22 protein-coding genes are annotated in these 25,336 nt (G+C 38.1%); 4 read left to right on the forward strand and 18 right to left on the reverse strand.

From position 1 onward, the window contains the following. Positions 1–17: 17 nt before the first annotated feature. The 3 genes from AC27JP_RS01205 to AC27JP_RS01215 all read left to right on the forward strand — a co-directional run bounded on the left by AC27JP_RS01205 (position 18) and on the right by AC27JP_RS01215 (position 1,031). On the forward strand, positions 18–212 hold the full coding sequence (locus AC27JP_RS01205; protein ID WP_487111620.1) for a hypothetical protein: 195 nt from the start codon (positions 18–20) through the stop codon (positions 210–212). A gap of 147 nt (positions 213–359) precedes the next feature. Further along, positions 360–647, forward strand: a complete 288-nt coding sequence (locus AC27JP_RS01210) for a hypothetical protein (protein ID WP_487111621.1) — start codon at positions 360–362, stop codon at positions 645–647. Between the two features lie 144 nt (positions 648–791). Beyond that, positions 792–1,031, forward strand: a complete 240-nt coding sequence (locus AC27JP_RS01215; protein ID WP_487111622.1) for a hypothetical protein — start codon at positions 792–794, stop codon at positions 1,029–1,031. An 80-nt stretch (positions 1,032–1,111) separates the two neighbouring features. Here the strand turns inward: AC27JP_RS01215 and AC27JP_RS01220 are convergent, their stop codons facing one another. From AC27JP_RS01220 to AC27JP_RS01295, 16 genes are all read right to left on the reverse strand, one after another. Then, a complete protein-coding gene (locus AC27JP_RS01220; RefSeq protein ID WP_487111623.1) occupies positions 1,112–1,501 on the reverse strand; it encodes an acyl-CoA thioesterase in 390 nt (129 codons plus the stop codon). A gap of 75 nt (positions 1,502–1,576) precedes the next feature. Then, the gene (locus AC27JP_RS01225; RefSeq protein ID WP_487111624.1) at positions 1,577–2,647 is read right to left on the reverse strand and encodes a beta-ketoacyl-ACP synthase 3; all 1,071 of its coding nucleotides are present in this window, start codon (positions 2,645–2,647) and stop codon (positions 1,577–1,579) included. A 476-nt stretch (positions 2,648–3,123) separates the two neighbouring features. Further along, complete coding sequence (locus AC27JP_RS01230) at positions 3,124–3,741, reverse strand: DsbA family protein (protein WP_487111625.1); 618 nt, start codon at positions 3,739–3,741, stop codon at positions 3,124–3,126. A 115-nt stretch (positions 3,742–3,856) separates the two neighbouring features. Continuing rightward, positions 3,857–4,186, reverse strand: coding sequence for a YbaB/EbfC family nucleoid-associated protein (locus AC27JP_RS01235; protein ID WP_487113408.1), 330 nt, complete (start codon positions 4,184–4,186; stop codon positions 3,857–3,859). Between the two features lie 63 nt (positions 4,187–4,249). Further along, complete coding sequence (dnaX, locus tag AC27JP_RS01240) at positions 4,250–6,541, reverse strand: DNA polymerase III subunit gamma/tau (RefSeq protein WP_487111626.1); 2,292 nt, start codon at positions 6,539–6,541, stop codon at positions 4,250–4,252. A 9-nt stretch (positions 6,542–6,550) separates the two neighbouring features. Further along, positions 6,551–7,096: an adenine phosphoribosyltransferase gene (gene apt / locus AC27JP_RS01245; RefSeq protein WP_487111627.1), complete on the reverse strand. Its 546-nt coding sequence runs from the start codon at positions 7,094–7,096 to the stop codon at positions 6,551–6,553. 54 nt (positions 7,097–7,150) lie between these two features. Then, positions 7,151–7,534 (reverse strand): response regulator, encoded by a 384-nt coding sequence (locus AC27JP_RS01250; protein ID WP_487111628.1) that lies wholly within the window; start codon positions 7,532–7,534, stop codon positions 7,151–7,153. A 21-nt stretch (positions 7,535–7,555) separates the two neighbouring features. Next, positions 7,556–7,678 carry a hypothetical protein gene (locus tag AC27JP_RS01255; protein WP_487111629.1) on the reverse strand — a complete coding sequence of 41 codons (123 nt, stop codon included), beginning with the start codon at positions 7,676–7,678 and terminating at the stop codon, positions 7,556–7,558. 171 nt (positions 7,679–7,849) lie between these two features. After that, on the reverse strand, positions 7,850–9,109 hold the full coding sequence (locus AC27JP_RS01260) for a tetratricopeptide repeat protein (RefSeq protein WP_487111630.1): 1,260 nt from the start codon (positions 9,107–9,109) through the stop codon (positions 7,850–7,852). 2 nt (positions 9,110–9,111) lie between these two features. Then, the gene (locus AC27JP_RS01265) at positions 9,112–9,729 is read right to left on the reverse strand and encodes an energy transducer TonB (protein WP_487111631.1); all 618 of its coding nucleotides are present in this window, start codon (positions 9,727–9,729) and stop codon (positions 9,112–9,114) included. A 3-nt stretch (positions 9,730–9,732) separates the two neighbouring features. Then, positions 9,733–10,134 (reverse strand): ExbD/TolR family protein, encoded by a 402-nt coding sequence (locus AC27JP_RS01270; RefSeq protein ID WP_077285343.1) that lies wholly within the window; start codon positions 10,132–10,134, stop codon positions 9,733–9,735. A gap of 12 nt (positions 10,135–10,146) precedes the next feature. Further along, a complete protein-coding gene (locus AC27JP_RS01275; RefSeq protein ID WP_487079566.1) occupies positions 10,147–10,671 on the reverse strand; it encodes a MotA/TolQ/ExbB proton channel family protein in 525 nt (174 codons plus the stop codon). Then, positions 10,671–12,014 carry a MotA/TolQ/ExbB proton channel family protein gene (locus AC27JP_RS01280; protein WP_487111632.1) on the reverse strand — a complete coding sequence of 448 codons (1,344 nt, stop codon included), beginning with the start codon at positions 12,012–12,014 and terminating at the stop codon, positions 10,671–10,673. The genes AC27JP_RS01275 and AC27JP_RS01280 overlap by 1 nt, the downstream gene beginning before the upstream one ends. Continuing rightward, positions 12,014–12,793, reverse strand: a complete 780-nt coding sequence (locus AC27JP_RS01285; RefSeq protein ID WP_487111633.1) for a DUF3450 domain-containing protein — start codon at positions 12,791–12,793, stop codon at positions 12,014–12,016. Before AC27JP_RS01285 ends, AC27JP_RS01280 begins: the two co-directional genes overlap by 1 nt. A 596-nt stretch (positions 12,794–13,389) precedes the next feature. Then, the gene (locus tag AC27JP_RS01290) at positions 13,390–16,005 is read right to left on the reverse strand and encodes a TonB-dependent receptor plug domain-containing protein (RefSeq protein WP_487111634.1); all 2,616 of its coding nucleotides are present in this window, start codon (positions 16,003–16,005) and stop codon (positions 13,390–13,392) included. Between the two features lie 608 nt (positions 16,006–16,613). Beyond that, positions 16,614–17,885, reverse strand: a complete 1,272-nt coding sequence (locus AC27JP_RS01295) for a class I SAM-dependent methyltransferase (RefSeq protein WP_487111635.1) — start codon at positions 17,883–17,885, stop codon at positions 16,614–16,616. 418 nt (positions 17,886–18,303) lie between these two features. Here AC27JP_RS01295 and AC27JP_RS01300 point away from each other — a divergent pair, with 418 nt between their 5' ends. Further along, positions 18,304–18,585: a hypothetical protein gene (locus AC27JP_RS01300; RefSeq protein ID WP_487111636.1), complete on the forward strand. Its 282-nt coding sequence runs from the start codon at positions 18,304–18,306 to the stop codon at positions 18,583–18,585. 285 nt (positions 18,586–18,870) lie between these two features. Here AC27JP_RS01300 and AC27JP_RS01305 read toward each other — a convergent pair whose 3' ends face one another. Both AC27JP_RS01305 and AC27JP_RS01310 read right to left on the reverse strand, forming a co-directional pair. Then, a complete protein-coding gene (locus AC27JP_RS01305) occupies positions 18,871–21,693 on the reverse strand; it encodes a TonB-dependent receptor (RefSeq protein WP_487111637.1) in 2,823 nt (940 codons plus the stop codon). Positions 21,694–22,321: 628 nt separating this feature from the next. Beyond that, positions 22,322–25,165 carry a TonB-dependent receptor domain-containing protein gene (locus AC27JP_RS01310; protein WP_487111638.1) on the reverse strand — a complete coding sequence of 948 codons (2,844 nt, stop codon included), beginning with the start codon at positions 25,163–25,165 and terminating at the stop codon, positions 22,322–22,324. Positions 25,166–25,336: the final 171 nt, after the last annotated feature.

Genomic DNA, 25,336 nt, shown 5'->3' on the forward strand with positions numbered 1-25,336 from the left:
GATGCATGAAGCTAATCATGAGAACAGAGTTTGATAATTTGCGTAAAAACTCTCAACATGAATATGAAACCGATAAAAATGGCGATAAGCAAGTCGTTAAAATTTATTGTCATAAGCAACTTATTGCCAAAAAAGTCACCTTAAAAAAATCAATACGTTATTTTGCTGTTGCTGACTATCAACAATTCCTGATTGACGAAGTCGATGAATAACAAACACCTAACTACAGCTTGTTCATTTTACTGCACACATGCCTAATATTTCCCGCCCCTAACATTTAGACACATATTTTACATTTAGACATTGTTCACTTTATAATCAACGCAATACTAATTACCCGTATATTATGAGGTCTATTGATGAAAAACATTGCTGTAAGTTTTATCATTATAATTCTATTGTGTTCATGTTCATCAAAGCCTAAAGTTGCCCATTGGCAAGGAGAATCTTTAGGTAGCTTAATCGCTGAGTATGGTACGCCAGCAAGCTTTCTCAAGCTTGAAGATGGTAACAAAGTTATCCAGTTTCATTACGCTAGCGCAGAAAAATTAGCCGGAAATTATTGCCAACTCACCTTTATGATAGACGGAGCAAATAAAGTCCTTGGTGTTAATGGTCAAGGCAATGGCATAAGTTGCGGTAATTAATAAGTAAAAAATACAGCTCCTAGCCAATATACTGTTTACATTCTGATTCTTTGATAATGCAAAACTTAGTAACATTTATAGAAATATTTGTACTAGTGCCCAACTAAAAGGTTTGCTAAGCTAAAGTAAATAAGGAGTCAAAGAATGAAAAAAGAACTTCAAGGGTTGTTCCTATGTATTGCTGCGTTAGGGTTTACTTACACAGTGCTGATGTTAATTTTAATGCTATTTTCTGGTGCTAAACTTGTTAAAACTATTAGCATAGTTTTTAGTTTATCCACTTTATTGTTTACTTTAGGGCTATCTAAACAAATTAGAGCTCGAATAAAACAAAAATTTTCAACACTATTCTTCCCGCAAAATAAAGGCTATTCAGCTCCTTAAAGTACTTTTAATACTATCGAAGAACTTAATTATTAACGCTATTGAGTTCTTCGTTTACTTCACTACAAGCAAAAAACAAATTACTCTTGAAATGGATCGGTTAACGATGCCAAAGTTTTTCCGTGCGGAATAGGTTGTTTAGTTTCAGGGTCAACCTGAACAAATACAATATCATCAGCTAAACATATGGTTTTTTTTGTCACTTTATTTCGCATTACACAAGTGATAGTAATTGAACTGCGTCCTACGGCTTTGGTGGATAAGCCAAACTCAACTACATCACCTTGTAACGCAGGGGACTCAAAATTAATCGCGCCAATATGCTTAGTGACTAAACTTTTTGTTTCAAGTTGGCATATCGCATAAATGGCAGCTTCTTCATCTATCCATGCCAGTGCACGCCCCCCAAACAGTGAGTTAGCATAGTTTAAATCATTAGGTAAAATTAGCCGACGAGATAAAAATCGCATAGTTGTCCTTACATTAAAAAAGAGCTAACAAGAATTAGGTTAGCTCAGCGTTATATAACACACTGCTGAATTAACTTAGTGTGACTTGGCGTTAATTATCTCACTTACTAACTCTAATCCCGTTTTTTCACATTCGGGTAAATCAATATCTGTTGTTGCCAAAGCATGAGTTCGATCGCCCCACTTCACAACATGAGCACTCCAGGTTAAACCACCACCAAAAGCAGGAAGTAATACATAAGAGTTTTTCGCAATGAAACTTTCTTCAATGGCTTCAACAAAGGCCACCAATGTCGTCGCCGCCGACATATTGCCATATTTGTGTATGTTGACGAATACTTTTTCTTTTTCTACTTTCAAGCGCTTAACTAAGGTATCAATAATACGAAGATTCGCTTGATGAGGTACAACACTTTTAACTTGCTCAGCATTTAATTGTGCTTTATCAAGTGCTTTATCACATGCTTGTGCCATACCGGCTACGGCCTTTTTAAAGATTTCTTGACCTAAAAACGCCCAGTTGCTTTGCCCTAAAATACGTCCCTTATTGGCATATTTCATGCCCCATCCTTCGACAGATAGGATATCTCGTGACTCGCCATAACAACCTAAAGCTTCAGAAATAACGCCAGACTCTTCATCACTGTGTTCTAAGTATAATGCTGCTGCACCATCACCAAACAACACAGCTACATCTCGATTATTCCAGTCCATAATAGGTGATATAGTTTCAGCGCCAATAACCAAAGCAGATTTTACCACCCCACTCTTAATCATAGCCGTTGCCACACTTAAGCTATACATGCCGCCAGTACATGCCGTACTAACATCCATACAAGCGGCATTTTCTGCCCCAAGTAAGCGCTGAACATTCGATGCCGCGTTTGGGCAAAGTTCATCGAAAGTAGTACTACCAAAGACTATTAACTCGACATCTTGAGCATTCTTACCTGCCGCAGCTAATGCTCGAGCACAAGCAATATGAGCTAATTCACTAACCGTGACATGAGAAATTCGCCTTTCTTTCATTCCGGTACGAGTGGTGATCCACTCATCATCGGTTTCAAGAAATGTTGCTAAATCATCATTAGTTAATGTCGCTGGCGGTAAGCACTTACCCCAGCCTGTAATCGCTGCAAATGTCATATTTAACCTTTATCACAAAAATTCTCGCGACTAAGCGAGTAAAACAAATTTCTATTAATATTTTCATGATACTACAAAATATCTGTTTTTATCGGCATACACCCATTTTTATCACCCATTTGACGTTAAAACTAAAGGATTATCTGTTTTAATCACAATATTAGGGTCTGTTGTTCTTTCGTTTTTGTCTCTGCTATAGACTAATTTTAAAGATAACAAGACGAAAAATGTGCAATGTAGTTGTTCTACTTTAACGTTTTTCAACAACGTTAGGTTGAAAATTAGTCATAGCTCTTTGAGTTGCCTTGAAAAATTGTCTCTGTGTGTTGCCTACATGGATTTAGGTACTTAGGTTATGTTTGGAACTGATAACCTGTACTTAATATGCATTTGGAACAAGCAGATTTTACATTAAGTGCCTTGATAGCCATATTTTTCAAGAGCAACAGAGTTGTAAACTGAAAGCTCAATAGACCCTAGTTGAGTTCTATTTTATCTATTATGCTATCAAAGCTGCTTTGCCAGTTTTTATAATCAATTGCAATGGCCAGATATTGATTATTGTGAAACAACACTAAAGACGGAAAGCCTCGAATCGGCAATGCTCTCGCCATATCAACTTCATCAACTAACTGTCTCTGTAGTTTTTCACTAGTTAATTGTTCAATAAAATGACTAACATTAAGGCCAATATCTGCCGCTATTTCTGAAAGGACATCGCTATTAGATGGATTTCTAGCTTGCAAGTAATACGCATGCTGTATCGCAGTCAACATTTCTGCTTCTTTATTATGCTGACGTGCAATCAGGGCAGCTCGGCAAGCGGGATAGGTAGAGCGCCTTGGCTGGCAAACTTGCCAAAAATCAAAATTGAACTTGGTACCTAGTTGTTGTGATATTTTTTGCCAAGTTTGTTGTAGAAATTGTTGCATCTCATCAGTCATGATTTGCTCTGTATCTTCAGCTAAGCCACCTAAACAATACTGAATATCGACCAAGTTACTCAGCTCTTCTGCAAGCCTTTTCCAAATTGGTGCATAACCCCAGCACCAACTGCACATGGGATCATAGACATAGTATAATTTTGCTTTCATATAAAACCCCGCCGACATTAAATTTACACTTCAACACTATAGATATGAAATAGATAAAAATTACCCAATAAAAAACCCAGTAAAACTGGGTTTATACGGTTAAAAGCTTAAAAACTTAAAACGGCATTTTCATCCCAGGAGGCATTTGCATACCGCCCGTTAAAGCACCCATTTTTTCTTTATTTTGCTCTTCAACACGACGCACAGCATCATTCATCGCTGCAGCAATTAAGTCTTCTAGCATGTCCTTATCATCTTCCATAAGGCTATCGTCGATAGCTACACGACGAACATTATGGTTGCCTGTCATGGTGACTTTAACCATGCCAGCACCTGACTCACCCGTGACTTCCATATTAGCAAGCTCTTCTTGAGCTTTAGCCATTTTAGCTTGCATTTGTTGGGCTTGCTTCATTAAGTTGCCCATGCCACCTTTCATCATAATTTTCACTCCAAAAGTAATATGCCGCCAAAGATAGTAGTTAACGGCTTAAAATTCAAGTAACGATTAACGCGCTACAATAGTTTCTTGATCAAGCTCAGCTTGAAATTGTTCCTGTAATGCAATGACAACATCATCTTCCGCTAACACTTGCTTTGCATACTCGTAGCGCTTGCTATTAATATCGGATTGGATCTGATATGGATCAGCAACCGTCTTTTCAACTATATTTAATTCTACAGTCACTTTTCGTTGTAAGTACTCAGAAATACGCTGCTCGAGCTGTTTGTGAGCTGCATCACTATTTAAATGCTTTATCGATTGATCGAGTTGCAGGATCAACAACTCATCCGTAGATGTTTCATCAATTGTCGCATGTATCGCTAATTGGCGTAATCGCGCAATCAAAGACATGCTATCAATCATGTGTGCCCATTTATCGACTTGATTGGCTTTTTTTATCGTCGCTGGGTCAATAATATCTTCACTATAGGGCTGCTCAGGCAATGTTGATAATGCTGGCACATTGACCTGATCTTGCTTTACATCGCTCTGCAGCGCTGTCGCGTTATCAACAGTGTCGCCAACCGAACTTTGAGGCTGACGCACATTCGCGTCACTAGGCTTTTTTTCACCATCCTCCAAAGACTTTTTGCGACTTCGTAACATGTTTCTAGTTGCAATAGCAGCAGCAACTGGCGATTCAAATGCGGTGGTATGGTTTCCAGCTGTCTCAGTAGCGACCTCTGCTTGATGCTGTTCGACATCAGCCACTTCAACCTTACTTTCACTTACGCTTGTATCGATATTCCTATTGTCATGGCCACCGGTGAGCTGTTCACGACTCTTCTCTATTTCCGCTGAATTTTCACGCAAAACTTCGGCTTGCTGTTCAATCGCTAACATTTCATGGCTTAGTGCATCAAACTCAGTCGACTGTTCAGTTTTTTGGTTAGCGTCTTGAGTTCGAATATTATCAATATTCTCCTCAAGCGTGGTGTCCCCTGCAAAGGTTTCATCAACAGTTTTTTCTGCAAGACTTATATCGTCGGTGACAGATGTTTGCTCTACTTGATGCTCATCTTTTAACAAAGGGCTATTGGTCGGTTCATTTGGCTCTGCTGATGAGCTAGCTACTTGTGGTTGAACACTTTCAATTTGTGTTTTTTGCTCTACCGCTTCTACCGGGAATTGCACATTGTCCAATTGTTTACTGACATGGTTAGCTTCACCGATATTATCTACATTAGCTGTGACTAATTGCAGATTATTAGCAACGGGTTTAAATGCCAGTAACCTCAACAGCATCATATCAAATGCTGCTTGTTCATCGTCTGCGTACGGCAAGTCTTTGCGGGCACTTAACACTATTTGATAATAAAGTTGCACGTCTTCAGGCGACATAAACTGGCAAAAATGTTTAAGCATGCTCTGATATTCGGTAGACAAGCTAAAATTTGTTTCGACAACTTGTGCCATCGCTATTTGATGCAATAGCTGAATAAGCTCTGCTGTTAGGCGGCTATAACTAGGGGCATATGAGGCAATTTCTAATGAAAGGTGCATTAATGCTTGAGCGTCTTGCTTTAACAAGGCAATAACAATCTTGTACACCCAATCTCGATCAACACCACCTAGCATTTGTTGAACATCATTTCGATTGATTGCACCATTCCCTTGAGCAATGCTTTGATCCGTCAAACTAAGGCAATCACGCATACTGCCCCTTGCAGCTTTCGCTAACAACGCAATGGCATCATCATCGTAACTAACTGCTTCGTTGCTTAGGATTTCACTAATTTTGTCACTAATTTGTTTAATCGTTAGCGCTTTTAAATGAAACTGTAAGCATCGAGACAGCACAGTAACCGGTAGCTTTTGCGGATCGGTTGTTGCCAAGATAAATTTAACGTGTTCGGGCGGCTCTTCCAAGGTTTTCAGCAGTGCATTGAAACTACTGCGTGACAACATATGCACTTCATCAATTAAGTAGACTTTATAGCGCCCTCTTGTCGGTGCATATTGAACGTTGTCTAATATCTCACGAGTATCATCAACCTTAGTTCTTGAGGCGGCGTCAATTTCAAGTAAATCAACAAAATTTCCCTGATCAATATCAACACAGGCATCGCATGTTCCACAAGGCTTGGCTGTCACTCCTTGTAAACAGTTCAGGCTTTTAGCAAAAATTCTAGCTATGGTTGTTTTACCAACACCACGAGTGCCGGTAAATAAGTATGCATGATGCAATCTTTGCTGAGTTAGTGCATTGACTAAAACAGTGACAACATGCTCTTGGCCCATCAATTCATTAAAGGACTTAGGACGCCATTTTCTTGCTAAAACCTGATAACTCATTTTTCAGCCTTAATCTCCAGCATATTGCAATAAAGAAAATACAGATAGGTCCATGCTCTCAAGCTTGGTTTCACCACCTAAATCCGGTAATGAAATTACAAATGCCGCATCACTGACATTTGCGCCTAAGCGTCGTATCAGCTTAGTTGTTGCTTCGATAGTGCCACCCGTTGCTAGCAAATCATCGATAATTAAAACATTATCGTCTTTTGTTAATGCATCTTGATGAATTTCCAAAGTATCATGACCATATTCAAGTTGATAGTCTTGGGCAAAAGTTGCTCGAGGTAATTTCCCTGGCTTTCGCACAGGTACAAAACCCAAGCCCATAGCTAACGCTAAGGGAGCCCCAAATAAAAAACCACGCGCTTCAGTGCCGACAATTTTGGTGTAACCACCATTTTTATATTTATCGGCTAAGATGTCGATGGTATGTTTGAACGCCTCAGCATCATCGAGTATACCCGTGACATCTCTAAATAAAATGCCGGCTTTTGGGTAATCGGGAATCGTGTGTATTGCAGATTTAAGTGTATTGATTTGTGTTTCTGTCATGTTCTAAAAGTTAAAATAAATTCTAGCTACAGAATAAAGCAATTCACCCTAAATTTATAGTGACAGGTAGCGGGTATTTGAACTTTGATGACTTTCAATCAAACTTAACAATTCATCTTCATTAATTGGTTTATCAATTAATGCCGAAAACAAAGCGCTATCACATTCTGCTTGTACAGAATCTTGACCTTGCGTCGTCATAAAAATTATCGGAGTAGCAACATACTCTTTAATTTGACGAAGTTTTTTAACTAACTGAATACCATTCATAATCGGCATGAGATGGTCAATGATCAGTAAGTCGTAAATTTTATTTTGCGACTTTTCGGATGCATCTAGGCCGTTACAAGCGGTATCGACATAATAGCCGTGTGCCGTTAACAATGCATCTAGGCTGGTCAATATTGCTTGCTTGTCGTCTACTACAAGGATATTCATTATGTAAGAAATATAGCTATTTTAATTTGCTAGTACTGTAAACCAGCCTGCTAACATTGGCAACAAAGGTGCGGCGAACATAGCTAATACTGCGGCGAATAAATGACGTTTTGACGAGCAATCTTTAAAGTTTTCTTCTGACATGAGTAATGATCCTACAATAAAATAACGCGCGGATTGTAGATTAAAAACTCTAAAAAGCATAGCTTTATTTGATCTAGATCAAGTTCCTTTAAAGTTTACTCACTCAACTCCTTATTTTATATATAAAAAAACCAGCCTATAGGCTGGTTTTTAATTGCATAGCGATAATAATTAAATAGAAACTTTTTTACGCTGTGCTGTATCTTTAATAAAGCTAACCCATCCTTTCGCCGACTTACGGGTCTTAGGATCTTTCATGGCTAAATTAATTGCTTTGTAAGCTTGCTTGTATTGTTCCAAATAAAAGTGTGACTCTGCAATGCTCATATGCAGTTTACCTTCATTTTTCACCCCAAGCTCTAGCGCTTTGTTTAAAGCTACAATAGCAGGTTTAAATTGCTCATCTTGCTTTAGTAACATGCCTTGCTTGCTATAATGCTTAGCAAGATTTGTCATTTTAGCTAATTCGCCATAATATTTAGCTGCTTTATCAATATGCTGGGCTGCATGCCAAGCATTAGCTAAAGAAGCTAAATTCTTATCATCGCGTTTTACTAAGCCAGAATCAATATGCTTTTCTAACAACAAAGCTGATTTATATGGCACTTCATTTTGTGCATATAAACTTGCTAAGGTTTTAATTTCAGATTCTTTAACCAGAAAACCTTGTTTATAAGCCAGATCTAATGTAGCTAAACCCTTTTTATAATCTTCAACTAGCAAATAAAACATGCCAAGTTGTGTCCACCAAGTTTTATCTTCTGGGAAAATCTGAATAACGGTTTCAAGCGTTTTAACAGCATCCTTATATTTTTTACTTTCATAATATGAAGTAACTTTTAAAATATATGGATTTTTGTTGTGCTTATCACCATAAGCTGCGATAGCATTATCAGCAGGAACAATCATTTTATCTAATTGTTTCAGCGCATAATGAGCATTTGCTATCTTAGTCCAGGTATCGCCGTCAGATTTACCAGTAAAGTCCATCCAGGCTTTATAATTAACTAACGCACCTTTATAATCTTTGGTTTGCATCTGCAAATCGGCCAACAACTTTATCGCTTCACCATGATCAACTTCATTAAGGATATCAGGAGCAACTGCAACTTTAAGATATTGAATCGCTTTCGCTTCTTCATTACCCATAGTGGCATACATGACAGCAATAAAGCGCGCAACATAAGCCTTGTCATAGTCTTTTTTAGCGTCAATATCCAAAAGAATAGTTAACGCACCAGGAATATCATCAGCAGAATAAGCTTCGAAAGCTTTCCCTACTTTTTTACCGACACTCGGACCGACAAGTTGTGTTTTACGCTTTGGCTTTTCTGACTTTTCAGCACCAGCTGCAGATACATCTGCAGCAATAGGTAACTGAACTAGAACAACTGAAACAATTAACAGTAAAGATGAAAAAATCTTATTCATTATTAATTCCCCGCGTCCATTTTGAAATCAAGTTGCACTGTCAAACCTGGTTGTTTCATGGCTTTACCATCAACAACTTTCGGCTTGTACTTCCACTTACGTAGTGCACGCTTAGCTTCTTTGTCAAAAATACGTTTAGGTTGAGCTTCGATAACCTTAACATCCTCAACACCGCCAATTTCGTTAATAGTAAATGAAAGTTTAACCCAACCTTCTTTACCATCACGAGCAGCCTGTATTGGGTATTTAGGCTCAATACGCACAATAGGTGTGGCATCACCATCTCGACCGAAACCTGCACCAGGTGCAGAAATACCTGCATTAGCGCCAGCTAACTGCACGCCAGGCATATTAAACGTTAATCCACCTGAATCACTATTAGTCTCAGGCTCTGGAGCTTGAGGCTTAGGCGGCGTCTTAGGCGGCGGCGGTGGCGGCGGCGGAACACGTTGACGGCGTTCAGCAGCTGACTTAGGTGGCGTCGTGTTAACTTCTACAACGATGTTTTCTAGTTGCTCTTCTTTACTTCTATCACCGCTAGAAACAAGAAATGCCATAAAAGAAAACAAAGCAAAAGTTACTGCGGCGCCTAGTAGTATAGATACTAAAAAGCGAACCATAGACTACCCCTTAGCTGCAGCAATAGAAATTCTGTCTATGCCCGCTTCTTTGATTGCATCCATCACTTTAACAACGACACCATGTTTAGCGTCTTTATCTGCTTGAATGATGACGACATCAGTTGGTTGCTCAGCCAATAGTTTTTCAATGTTAGCCGCTACGCGTTCAACATCAACACGACGTTTATCTAACCAAATTTCTCCGTTATCTTTAACTGCAATAAAGATGTTAGCTGACTTTTGTTTAGATTGGTTTGCCGCCTTTGGCTTATTAACTTCAATACCAGCTTCTTTTACAAAAGAAGTAGTAACGATGAAGAAGATCAACATAATGAATACGATGTCTAGCATCGGTGTCATATCTATTGCTGCTTCTTCGTCTTCACGAATACGTTTACGTGCCATTCGAATATCTCTCTAGTGATGAGGTAAACTGTCAACCAGTTTAGCCTTTGCTAGTTTAACTTTAGCGTCTAACCTTGAACTGAAAAACACCCCTGATAATGCTGCAACCATACCCGCCATTGTCGGGATTGTTGCCATTGATATACCAGACGCCATCAGACGCGGATTACCTGTACCTTGTTGTGCCATAACTTCAAACACACCGATCATGCCGGTTACGGTCCCAAGTAGTCCAATAAGTGGACACATTGCCACTAAGGTTCTAATTGTGAGCATACGTTGCTCTAGTAGTTCTGTCGCTTCGGAGATCCAAGTATCTCTAATTCGATGTGCATACCAAGAAGTTGTGTCTTCTCTCGCATCCCAACGTCCGACTATATCGTCTTTCATTTTTGGATATACTTTTGATAAGAACCAATAACGCTCTATCATCATTATCCACATCAATAAGAGTGCGAAGGCAACAACGTACAATACGTCACCACCAGTCGCAATAAAACTCCTGACAGATTCCCAAAGCTCTATCAGGAATAACATTATTTAGACTCCTTCTCTGCAATTGCAGCGATTAAGCCAGCACTTTGCTCGTCTAATTTTTGTAATACAGATTTACTCTTACTAGCCACAATACTATGAACTAAGATAAGAGGTAGTGCACAAATCAAACCTAGTGCCGTTGTAACAAGCGCTAATGAGATGTTGCCCGCCATAATTTTCGGGTCACCTGTACCGAATAATGTAATCGTTTGGAAGGTCATGATCATACCGATAACCGTACCTAACAGACCCATTAGAGGTGCAATAGCTGCGAACATTTTGATTAAGTTAATACCGCGGTCAACTTTAGGTGTTTCACGTAATATTGCTTCGTCTAATTTCAGCTCAAGTGTTTCAGCATCAACTGATTTATTATCAAAGTAAACTTTTAATAAACGACCAAGTGGGTTGTTTTCGTTCGGTTGATCAAGGTTTTTCTCTTGAGCACTTATTTTCGCACTCATGCCACCAAGAACAATCATACGTTCTAAAGCGATTAAACAACCAATAATTAATAGAACTGTGATTGCATAACCTACTTCTTTACCTTCATGATAGAATTCCATTAAGGTTTTCTTACGGGTTTCAAGCGTTAAGATAGCACCACGTGAAGGGTCAACGTATAAAGGAGAGTAACCAGATGTTTCGCCAAAGAATGACGATGCAGTTCCTGCTATATAACCTGCAGGTTGCTTAGCTAGCGGTTGAACTTGTTCTACTTCGTCATTATAAGTTAAGTAACCGTTGTCAGAAACTAAGTTAAAGGCACCAATACGAGTCACAGACTCTGTTGACTTTGAACCGTCTAAGTTAGTTACTTCAGTAGTAAAATTAGAAATTTCACCTGATTGTGTCATCTCAGTTTGCAATGCAAACCATAACTCTTCAAGTTGTTCTAATTCTGGAATGGCTTTTGAGTTAGCAATCACATCTAACGCTGCACCACGACCCGGGTATTCAGCAGATACAATTGACGTTGCAATAGCACCGTAAGCATTAGCTGCTGCAGCACGACTAACACCGAACATTTCCCCTAAAGTACCTTTAGCATTGTCTAATTCAACGGCTTTTTGCGCTAGGGTAATTTCATTAGCAGCATACTCTTTAGTTAAACGAGTATTACGAGCTCTTTGATCCGCTAGTTCTTTTTTAGCTTTATTCAACAAAGATTGCTTGTCAGAGCGAGCCGACATAAACTCAGCTTCACGCTTTTTATCAAGTTTAGCTTCAGAGATACGATCAGCTTTAACTTGTTTTAACAAGTCATCTAATTGATTTGCTGATGCTGAAGTTGCCACTGCCATAGAAGCAGCAAGTAATACAAAATTAATAACTTTTTTCATTATTTTGCTCCTGCTGCAAATACTGGTAACTTAGTTAAATCTTTTGGTAATTGATTACGAGCCATGCGAATAGCATCAGTAACTGGTTTCAAGTATTCGTCACCTAAAGCTTCCCATGCACGTTGTTCATTGTTCCAAACCCAAGCATTTTTCATGTCAAGAGATTGAGCAACAAATGAAATACGTCCCATATGAAGGAAATCAGCAGTAACCATACGATCACCAAGGTCTAATTCAGCTTGGTAAGCTGCGAAAACCGTGCCGTAGTTTGCTTCAATTTCATAGGCTTCAAGTACTAAACGAAATTGTTCAGAAACAGATACGTCTGAATCGCCCATTACGTCACGTAAACCAGCAATACGCTCTTTACGTGCTTCGATGTTCATCGGAACATCAAGATCAACAAACTTTTCTAAGGTATCAATCATTTTGTACATTAATGGTACAACACCTTGCTTGGTTTTATCGATACCCGCAATTTGATCTTCTAATGATTTGATATTGGCTTTTTGATCATCAACCATAAGTTGAACATGATCGTTGTAGCCTTTAAGTACGTCAGCTTCATCAACAGTGTTACGGTACTCAGCTAATAGCTCTTGAGTTTGCTCGTAAATATTGTCAATTTTGCTTTGTGATTTACTTGAAGCTTTAAAAATTTGAGCTTCTGCTTTTTGTAGATCTGTTAAAGCATCTGCTGCAGCGATATTACTCGCTGAAAATGCTAGTGCGCCAATAATCGTCGAAGCGATTAGGCTTTTCTTGCTTAATTTGGACATAGTTCCCAACCAATTGCTATTGAATTTTGATAACAAGCTTATTGTTAACGCAAATTTAATAATCTGCCATTTTAAGTTTTAATTTCTCTAGAATAAAACCATGCAATATTCCCAGACGACAGCCGAGCTGTCAACTAAGTACATTAAAAAGACAGTCTATTTTACCCTTAATGGGATAAAAAAACTTTTTTGTAACGAGAATTGAACACTCTATTCAAGTTATAAAGAATAATAGAGTTAATTGACGCTATTACAAACATTCCTCTTAATTGTAAAAATATATGCTGAGTATGTTTTACTAACTCTTTCGTAGTAAGTCAATAATAATTACAAAATAGCGAGGGAAAAAGCTAAAAACGACGACTTAATAATCAATTTTAGATAATACCGGTGTTAAGTAATACTGTGAATAATTGAGAATTTTATTACATATAGACACACAGCCAACATGAAGTTCTCGGCTAATTTTACGCTTTCCCCCTCAGCTTGCTTTTGCGAAGGCATTAGCTCATGCCTATATTGGAGCCAGCGTGAATATAACTAGAAACAAAAAAACCAGTCTTGTGACTGGCTTTTTTTATTCAACAAATAACGAATTAAAACTTCACATTCGCTTTAACAAAGAAATAGCGACCTAAAACATCATAAGTATACGGGTCAGTATTTGAGTCATTATTACCTGAGTAATACGGAGGTTGTTTATCTAATAAGTTATTAACACCACCTGACAAAGTTACACTTTCATTTAAGAAGTAAGCACCTGATAAATCATGATAAACCACTGAACCTACAGTAGGTGCGTAACACGCTGAAGGATCTTCATCACAAGATAATGAATCCATACCATCAATATAACGTCCCTCGTAGGTTGCTTCCCAACTATCACCTTTAACATTAACGGTTAAATTAGATTTAATGTCAGCATACGCACCACTACCAGAAGTTACAAATCCTGTGTACTCTATGATGTTACGATCTTGGTCAGACTCTTCGAAGTGATCTAGAATCGAAGTGTCTAAACTTACACGCCAATCTAAGCCCGCAGTTTCAAAAACGTAGGTTGCATTGATGTCATAACCCGCGGTTGATTGACCACCAATATTTTGTAAACCATTATTGAATGAAATACGACCAGTACCGTCTAATGAGATATCTGCTGACTGACAGACAGCAGAACTAGTATTGATTTTGCTGCCATCATCACCCATACAAAGGTTAGCGATATAGTTATTGTCAACTGAACCAATTGCGTTTGAAATTTCAATATCGTAATAGTCAACCGTTAAAGATAAACCAGGAATAAAATCAGGCTCTAATACTACCCCTAAGGTCATGATATCGGCTTCTTCTGGCGTCAATAATGCGTTACCACCAACGGTAACTTCTGCTTGACTGTGACTTGATGCATCATGAGTAATTTGTTCAAAAGACGGTGATTCACCACCAAATAATTCATCAACTGTCGGCGCTCTAAAGGCAGTAGAGGCAACACCACGCAGCATCACTTGATCATTAATTTTCCAAGTTAAGCCTAGTTTCCAAGTATTGTCATCACCAAAAGTGTTGTAGTCAAAATAACGCATAGCGGCACTTAATTCGACATGCTCCGCAAACGCCATACCATCTAACAATGGAATCGCTAACTCAAGGTATGCTTCATTAACATTAAATGAACCTGATGTAGGTTCAACACGAGGATCGTTGGCCATACCCTGTGCGGTTAATGAGTCAGGTGTATAGTAAGCAGATTCTAAACGATGCTCATACCCTGCTGCAAAACCAATAACACCAGCTGGCACTTCCATTAACTCGCCAGATAAAGATGCGGCAAAGATATCCATTTCACTACCACCAGAATTTAACTCAGTGTAGATATATGGAGAAATTGAATCGCCTGTCCATGAAGATTGAGTGAATGGGTCAAACTCTTGATTTTGTACCGCATCATTGATAGCGCCAATATTGTGCAAGTTTGATAATTTATCAACAGAATCATTACGACCTTTGTTATATGACATATCCCACATAAAGCCGTTTTCGAACTCTCCTTCTAAACCTAATACAATTCTTACTGTATCTACTACTTGTGAAAAGTCACGAGTACCGGTATCTGTCATACGACGGCCATAATCCAGTTCCTCGCCATCGACAATACCATGAGCTAACAATTCAGGGTTCATCCAAGATGAGTCGTAAACCCATGCTTCGCTGTTCCAAATAGGCTGCGGCGCCATCTGCTGTTCAGACCAGCGCTTAGTGTACATAGCTTCGGCAAAAAACATTAAATCATCAGTTAACTCATAACTTCCGTTTACGGTTAAGTTTAAGCGTTGCATTGGGGTGAATAAGTAACTATCTTCTGCATAGTTATAACGATCATTATTTTCGCTATCATAATCAAAATCATGGTATTCACCGTTACGACCACTTAAGTCGGCAGTATCTCCCCAAATATGGCCACCCTCAGCGTATACACTACCAGCACAATATAGGCCATCATCACCTTCAGCAATTGGACAATCAGAAAAGTCACGATCTGCTTGGCTAGCTTCACCACGGTCAGTATATTGCAAACCAACTACCACATTGCCCTTATCTGATGAACCGCCTAAAGTAAAATCAATGCTAGACTCATCAGCATCACCTTGACCTGACATGCCGGTTTGAACATTCATTTCAAAACCGTCGTAATCACGTTTTAAAATAACGTTAACAACACCCGCTACCGCATCAGTACCGTATACGGCGGAAGCGCCATCTTTAAGTACTTCAATACGTTGGATCATAGACACAGGAATAGTATTTAAGTCAACAGAAGAAGCTGCACCAGTACCCGAAGCAATCATACGGCGACCATTAACAAGCACCAAAGTACGAGCCGAGCCCAAACCGCGTAAATTAACTCGCGCATTACCACCTGAGCCATTATTGATACCTGGATTAGTCATGGCACCACCAGCTGATGTCATGCTTTGTAACACGCCGTCAATCGATGTTGCACCAGTGGCTAAAATTGCAGAAGAGTCGATAACGGTTACAGGGCTAGCTGTTTCCATATCCGCACGCTTAATGCGAGAACCAGTCACTTCAATACGCTCTACACCTTTTGCTGCTTCGTCCGCTGAAAATACAGGTGTTGAAATTACTGCAGAACTTGCACCTAAAACCATGGCAAGACGCACAGCATTGGCTGCTTTACTTCTATTTAACATATTTGCTCCCGGGTTCAATGAAGACCCTCATTTTTGTTTTAATATCTTGTTTTAATATTATTTTTTTAAGGCTATTTTGCCTTTCAATTTTTTGAACACATGTTCAGAAAAAACTGACAAGATAATAAACGTGGCTTTGTAAATGGGTCAAAGAAGGATAATTTTAAGAGAAATATGGAATTAAAAATAAAAATAAAAAAACATTAAAAACAATAAGATAAAAAAAAAGTTAATAACTAAGAGTTCAAAGTAGATAAAAATGTAACAAGAAGCAACCCAAGTGTTACAGGGCACTTACAGAAAAGTAAAAACACATAAAATACAATTAGTTAACAGTATATTTTTTTCATCTACAGAACAGAAGCTCCACAATTTACTTAGTAAATTTAGAATACCATTAAAAAATAACACCTTACATTTCATATGAATAAAGCAAAAAAAAATGTCAACACTAAATTTACAAAGTAATTTGTTACAACAATTTGAAATGTACTTGCATATCTATTTAAATCAAGAATTATAAGCATCTTTTGTAAAAAGAATTGCCCCATTATTATGGTAATGACCAATTACAAGACAAAATGTTAAAGATAAAGACAAATAAAGGATCAAATACTTCGAAGTAATAGCCAATCTAATTGCTGAAACTGCCTAAAACACGAAGAAAAATGAGCTAATAGTTTTTTATTTGTTAAATTTTTGTCCTTTAACTCAAGTCTAATAGCATCAAATATCGCCAACAGCGTATTTTGGTCATTAATATTTTTAAACAATAAATAATTCAATTGGGTTGCATTAATATCAAACTCAAAGCCTGTATGATGCTTCATTGATATAGTCTTATTCTGATTTTTTAAAATAGCTTCTGCTAATTCTCCACCTAAGTTTTTATAACGGTCAGCAGGAAAAAAAAACGGTATATTGTCCAAGTCATAAAAACTAGCTATAGAATTAGTGTCATTAGAAGCATAAAACTCATGCTTTTTAAAAGCTCCTACAATTAGTTCTGAAATAGCGTATTGTTCCTTTAATGGCCGCATTTTTACAGTTTTAAGCATAGCTTCATCAGTAAGGTGTTGTTCTGGTCGATACGACATTCTCATACCTACATCGGTAAACTCAACCAAGTTCAATTGTGAACTTTCAAGCAGGTCAAAAACCTCTACAATGTTAAAAGCACAATCTTGCTCATGTAATAATAAATCTACTAAGCCGCTATCATTCCCATTTCTATGATCGACTAGTATTTTTTGGTTGTACATAAACCAGTTAGTTTCAGGTAGATTCGCTAGCAGTTTTTTTGTATTCTCGATTTTACAAGGTAATGAGCTTTCATTTTGATTTACCATTTTCAATAACTTTTGCATTTGATATACGCCAGTACGACCATATTCTCCATAAACCATGAGTCCTAATGCTCCTGACTCTTTCAACAGCGTTTTTAGTCTTTTAAGACCCTTTAATGGATCACTTAAATGATGCAAAACCCCTGTACAACTTATGTAATCAAATTTACCTATACTTTCTCCAAGTGACAACAAAGATCCATGCAACCAGTTAATATTATTCAAGTTTCTTCTTTTGGCTCTTGCTTTTGCGATAATCATAGATGCTTCACTAATATCTACATACCAAACTTCAGCATTCTTATATTTTAGTTGTTCAGCTAAGAATATAGTTGAATCCCCCGTTCCTCCACCAGCGATTAAAACCCTAAAATTATTAAAATCACTTTTACCTTTAAAACAATAAAAATTAATTAGTTCTAAACGTTCAATGCCGATTTCTAGCAAACGAACATCTTCATCATTCGGATCTCGATGGGGGTACGGGTAATTTTCGTATTGATCTCTTACATTTTTCAAATAACTATTATCCATTTAAGCATTATTACCGTAAACATTATGAATAATTAGCATAACATTACTGAGGCATTTGTATAAATATATCGAATACATTGTTGCAATATTGTTATATACAACATAATGTGGTCGATGATAAGCTAAATTAAGTAAAGGAATATGGTGGGGATTTTAGCTATGGGATTATTTATTCGATATTGCAATATATTAGACATGTTGACTACATTTAGCTTTCAACTGTTGCAAATAATGAAAAATTTTCTAATAAGAACTCAGAACACATTCACTTCTTTGCCTGATTTCACCTTTCAGAACTTAACAATAATAGCTAACTGTAAACTTTGAAACTATTTGCGAGCGTTTTAATAAAATGCTCGACTTTATTTAAAAGCAAAAAATAGTGAATAAAATAAATTTAATATAAAAGGAGCACAATATGTTTAAAAAATTGTCACTGATATCTCTAGCAGTATTGCTTGCAGCTTGCAGCTCATCACAGCCTGGCTATGCTGAAAAGTCACAAGAAAACGATGCAAAATATGCAAAAATGGCTAAAGATAAAAATATGGTTTGCGAATATAAAGCTACGACTGGTAGTCACCGTAAAAAACGTACCTGTATGACGAAAGAAATGTCAGACGAAGTTAGAAGGAGAAATCAAGAAGCACTAAGGTCACAAGAAAGTAAAGGCCAGACTAGTGCAGGCTCTTCAATTTAATTATATAAGCATAAACTTTTGAAGCCTCCTTTCTGGCGGCTTTTTTATTGTACGCACTTTAAATGATAAACATACTTCCCTACACTTTACTTGCCCTATCAACCTCCCTCTGATGTCAAAATTTAATAACTTTAGAACAACATTAGTTTGCGAATACTTTGCCGCTACAAAAACACTCAGGCTCAATTAACATAAACATAAACTAAAACTAAGTACAAAATAAATAAAAGGCCATTGAGCAAAACTCAATGGCCTTTATCTACTTAATTGTAATTTAAACTTATCTTAGAAAGATAAACCTAAAGTTACATATACGTGACGTCCTGTTGTGTTATACGTACGAGGGTCAGTATTATCGTTGAAACCAGTATCAGCATACGGTGGATCTTCATCAAATATATTGTTCAGACCAATAGTAGCCGTCATGTTGTCCATGAAGTAGCTAAAGCGCGCATCATGCACAGTTTGAGAATCGATTGTACGGAAACCTGACGTTGAATCAAACGGCTCATCAACTTCACCAATATAACGAATAGACCATGCTGCTGACCAATCATCACTTGAGTAACGAACATCTGCATTAGTTTTCCATTCTGGGAAGTTACCGTCACCACTATTACGGTAGAAATAGCCAGCATTTTCAATTACATCGCCATTTGCTTGCGTAATATCATACGTATCGTAATAAGTAGTATCAACGTTGAAAGTTAATGTGCCACCTTCAATATCAGTAGTATAGCGAACATTGAAATCATAACCTGATGACTCTACACCACCAACGTTTGTTGTGCGGTCATCGATGTCGATAGAGTTACCGTACAATGGGCTATCTGCGCCAAAACGAGTAATTTTGTCACAGTGTTCACCTGTCGCAGCACAACTATCTAAAATTAACTGCTCACCTAAAGTACTGATAGCATCAGTAATTTCAATATCCCAGTAATCTAAAGTTAATGATAAACCTTCAACAAAGTCTGGGCTATATACGATACCTGCAGTAAAAATATCAGCTTCTTCTGGTTGTAATTCTGTGTTACCACCACGAGTAGAGGATAATTGATCACCAATAGGTTCAAAACCTGCTGCAGGAACACCATCAGCAATACAGAACGCCGTAGGATTAGTATTACATGGATCTACTACTTCAGGACTGTTATCTGAAGAACCAGCAAACAAATCAGATGTAGAAGGCGCACGGAACGCAGTAGATGATGTACCTCGAACCATTAAACCGTCAAACGGTACCCAGCGAACACCAACTTTATGATTAGTAGTATCACCAAATGTATTGTAGTCAGAGTAACGAACAGCTACATCAACTTCCAACACTTCTGCACCAGCAACTCCACTTAATAATGGAATATTTGCTTCAACAAATGCTTCATCAACTTCGTAGCTACCTACTGTTGATGTACGTGATGAACCGGAAGTGATACCTAATGCTATTAATGCATCTGGGTAATCAGCCCCCTTTTCTTCACGATGTTCAATACCTGCTGCAAAACCAACAGTACCAGCTGGTAACTCAAATGCATCGCCGAAAATACTTGCAGACATGATTTGTTGTTCATTAGAACCAACATCATGAGCTTCAAATAAGATATAATCCATCATCTCTTGAGAGATTTCATTATCTGTACCTGGAGTACCAAAGGTGTTTAATGATACACAACCAGCAATTGGATCATCTACAGTACCACAAACTACATTACCTTGGTCATCCATAAATGAAGGACCTACAGCCAAGCTAACTTTTTCGAAGTTTACACCACCAGCACCTTGTGTTGCTGAGTCATTGCGTCCGAAAATATAGCTTGCTTCCCAGCCCCAACCATTTTCAAATTCACCATCTATACCGAACATAGCACGTACAGTTTCAATGCGGAATTGTGAATCACGACCGCCAGTTTCAACCATACGACGGCGCCAATCAGCAATATCTACTGAGTCGCCATTTACGTCTTTCGGGCCAAATTGTTGATTATAATAGTTATCGGCTGAATAAGTCGCATCAGTCCAACCAAAGAAAGCAAGTGGAGCTAATGGTAATGGCGCTAACTTAGTCTTCGATGTACGACGGTTAAAGCTCAATTCTGTAAATACACGAGTAGTGTCTGTTATTTCATATGAACCAGATGCATAAATACCATAACGTTCTTGCGGTGTTAAATGATAGTTCGCTGGAGCAAAGTTATATGTATCTTTGTCCCAATCCCAACAATCATAACCAGTAGCATTTGCTGGATTAGAAGGATCAGATTGTCCTGGACCATTTGCTGCACCGTGAGTAAATGAACTACACTCTTCTCCATTCACTTCACCATCAATACCGTTGTAACGTCCCCATGGTGGAGCCGAAGAGCCACCTGGAATTAACTCACCTGTTTCAGGATCTTTCGAATAATCAAATTTTGACCAATCACGGTCACCAGACCATTGAGCCCCTTGTTGCACATAATATGCGTTAACAACAGCATTACCTTTGTCGCCAGAAAAGCCGATAGTTAAGTCAAGATGTTTTGTTTCACCATCCCACTCTTCAGTGCCGATATCGTAACCCGCATTAAATTCAAAACCTTCGAAGTCATCACGAGTAATAATGTTAACAACACCACCAATAGCATCTGAACCATAAATGGCTGATGCGCCATCCTTTAATACTTCAACCCGTTTAACAATTGCCGTTGGGATGGTACTTAAATCAACAGAACTATTAGCACCAGTTCCCGAGGCAACCATACGGCGACCATTTAAAAGTACTAGTGTACGAGGTGAACCTAAACCACGTAATGAAACACGGATAGCACCTGAGCCACCGTTATTAATTGCGGTGTTAGTTGCTGCACCAGCAACTGATGGAATTTCTTGAAGAATATCACCCATATTAGTGATACCTGATGTAACCAAGTCTTGACGTGTGATAACTTGGACAGGGTTAGCACCTTCCATATCTGCACGTTTAATACGTGAACCTGTAACTTCTATTCGCTCAACATCTTCAGCTGATTCTTCAGCAGAAAATGCTTGAGTCGAAATAGTTGCAGCTGCGCCTGCACCAAACATCATGGCAAGACGGACAGCTTTAGCAGTTTTGCTATTGCTATACATATATTTACTCCCTGGACCACTTTCGTGATTCTAGTGTTTAAAATCAAGGCTATATTGCCTTGTTGTTTTATTATTTCGGTCAAAAACCGGATCTGTCGGGTAAGATATTAAACTTAAAATTGTTAACGGGTCAATACAAAGAGTTACATTTTGACAACACTAGCTAGATACAGACAAATAAAGCTTTGCAAAAACAACAAAAAAAACCTTTATATACATAGAGTTAAAATAATTACAGGGACGCATGAAAATTTACAAACTGCACAACAAATCTTCAACCCCAATATATTGCCAATATCCCAAAAATAACAAAAAAAATAAAACAAACAAAAACAACAACTTAATTTTAGACTACATATTAAACATTATTTAAAAGATACATTTGTAACAAAAAAACAAAACACATACCAGATCTAAAAAAAGTATATAGCCGAATATAAACAAAGACTTAAAAAGACGCTAAAATGAACTGTAAACAATTGAAAACAATTTAACTATATCGTAATTATATTTATTAAGAGCGATCACTAGTTTTCTTTGTGTTTTAAATTTGACAATTAGATTTAAAACACAAAGCATAAAAAAAGCCAGCATAAGCTGGCTTTTTGTTGGTGTTTCGAACTAAAAACTAGAATTTAGTTGTTACACTCGCTTGGAAATAACGACCGGTAACATCAAATGCTTCAGATACAGTATTTATACCTGTACCGCCTTTATCATGCCCTTGTCCAGCAAATGGAGGTTGCTTATCAAATAAGTTACGCACATTAAAGCTCAATTCTGTATTATCAGTCATGTGATAATTTGCAGAAATATCATGATATACCATAGATGGGTATACATTTGATTCAACTAATGGTTCAAAATCTGTAAAGTTAAAGTTGTCGCCTTCAACTGAATCTACTGATTGATCCCAGTAACGTATTCTCCAAGAAAATGAAATATCTTCCAGAGCATAATTTAAGTTTAAATTTGCTCTATTATCTGGGTTCAGTACTTCGCCAGCAAAGTCGACCGAACTTCCATCTTCAATTGCAGTTTGTACCCATTCGCGTGTATGGTTCCAAATTAAATCAGCTTTAAATGTACCAGGTCCAAATTCTGCGGTGTAATTAAACTCAATATCAACACCTGAGGTTTCGATATTATTCTCATTACTGGTTCCAGAATCTACTTCAGTTAAGGCTCCGTTAGCATCACGAACTGTCGCGCCATTACAAGTTGCAGAGAACTCTGCAGATGACACTGCAAAACAACGATTTAAAACTGTTGTACGACTGGTTGTATCAATTGCATCTTCAATAGAGATATCATAATAATCCACAGTCATGGATAAGCCATCCATAATCTGCCATACAGCACCTACACTCCATGTATCAGCTGTTTCTTCTTGAATATCAGGGCTACCGCCAATTGTTCCGCCAGTACTTTGTGCTTCTATTTGAGTAAGCTCAAATGCGCCGTTTGCAGCTACACGGGCAGCAATAGTTGGAATTGATAAACAATTTATAGCTTCTTGAGAAGTAGAGGCTGCTGTAATGCCATTACAAGGATCAGTTACACCAGCAAATGTTTCACCGCGTCCACCAAACAAATCAGCTACATTTGGATTTCGAATTGCCGTAGCAGCTGATGCTCTAAACATTAATTCATCAGTAGGTTGATACTGCAAACCAACATTCCACGTGGTAGCCTCACCAACAATTTCATGGTCTGAAAAACGAACAGCTAAATCAACTTCAAATTCATCAGTTACCGGAAGGATTGCTTCTGCGAAGATATCATTACTATAAAAAGAACCATTGGTTGCATCAGATTTATTAGTAGATGACGCACCAGTTTGGGCCAAATCACCTGGGCTAAATGCTCCTTTTTCTAATCTATGCTCTGCACCAAATGCAACACCAACATTACCACCTGACATTTCAAATGGTAACTCACCGGTAACGGAAGCAGCAAAAACAAATTGCTCAACTCGACCTGCAACTTTAGCTGGCGCCTTAACATAGGCTACCGCTGCGTCTGAGATAGTGCCTGCACCGAACATATCCAATGGCACACATCCTTGCAATCTTGCAAGTTCATCCACACACTGTAATGAACCATCTGCGGCTTCTTCAACGTCTAGTGCATAAGCTGCTCGTTCAACATTTACTTGTCCACCATTTTGCTGTGTTTGGTCTGTTTGACCCCAGCTGAAGTAAGTGTTCAAATTCCAATTATCATCAATATTCCAATCAAAGCCAGAAGCTACTCGAATAGTAGATCTTTCTAAGTCTGTTGAGCGTGGTCCAAATTCAACCATACGACGGCGAAAGCCAACTTCGTTGAGATCAGTTACACCATCAGCAATTAAATTGTCTCTTAATAAATCAGGTAATAACGGTGACATAACGCTCATACCACCATTACCACCACGATCATTAAACCAAATATCGTCATGAACCGTAAGTGCATATGGTTCAATTGTAGAATCGTTGGTTTTTGTTGAATTCCAGTTCATTTCTGTAAAGAAATTAATATCATCGCCAATTTCTTGATTAAAATTCATTGCAACATATTTACGTTCCAATGGAGTAACTAGCTGACGAAATGCGGCTCGGTTAAATCGATCGCCATCAAAGCCTGCATCACCGTCGAAAGGCGTACCATCGCCATTATAGCCACTGCCAGTACTTCCTATACGACCTTGAGGAGGGAAAGATGAGAATACGTCTCCAATAACCTCGTTTCCGTTATCATCAAGAATTATTGCTCTATCAACTGCTGAAAAATCACGATCTGACGATTTAAGCCCCTTATCTTCATCATAGCCGAATGCCATAGTGACACTACCAGTATCCCATGTATTACCAGCAGTTACGTTAATTGCGTACTTCTCACGATCACTTTCATCAGAAATACCGGTTTGAACATTAAGCTCTACACCTTCAAAATCTTTGCGCGTAATAATGTTAATAACACCCGCTACCGCATCAGTACCGTAGATAGCAGATGATGCACTTTTTAGTATTTCAATCCGTTCAATCATCGCTGCCGGAATAGCATTTAAATCCACAGCGTAACCAACCGACGGTGAAACACCAGAAACAAATCGACGACCATTAACTAAAACTAACGTACGCTCTTCTTGAAGGTTACGTAACGCCGTCGTGTTTAAACCTACACTAGAGTTAGTAAACGAGGTATTAGACTGATCTGAACCAGCAACAGCAACAGGACTTGTATTTAAGACGTCGGCAACATTAATTGCACCCATTTCTAAGATATCACTTCGCCCGATTACAGTAACCGGAACTGGTGTTTCCATATCAGTACGTTTAATACGCGAGCCCGTAACTTCGATTCGTTCTACTTCATCTGCAGCTTCTTCGGCCACAACAGAAAAGCTTGGCATAGTAGCGAGTGCAGAACTGGCACTAAACATCAATGCCAGTTTTATAGATTTTGAAATTTTGCTTTTACTATACATGTTATTCTCCCTGCATCACTTTCGTGATGTTCATGTTCTAAAATTCAAGACTATTAATTTGTCTTGTTGACTTCACCGCTTGTAGTAATACGGTTACCGATAGCAATACAATTTGTAGCTAAAAGTAAAGTGAGACTAAGCAACGATTTAGAGACATACTATGCGCCGAGG

This window comes from Colwellia sp. SU-HH01172 (assembly GCF_057553355.1).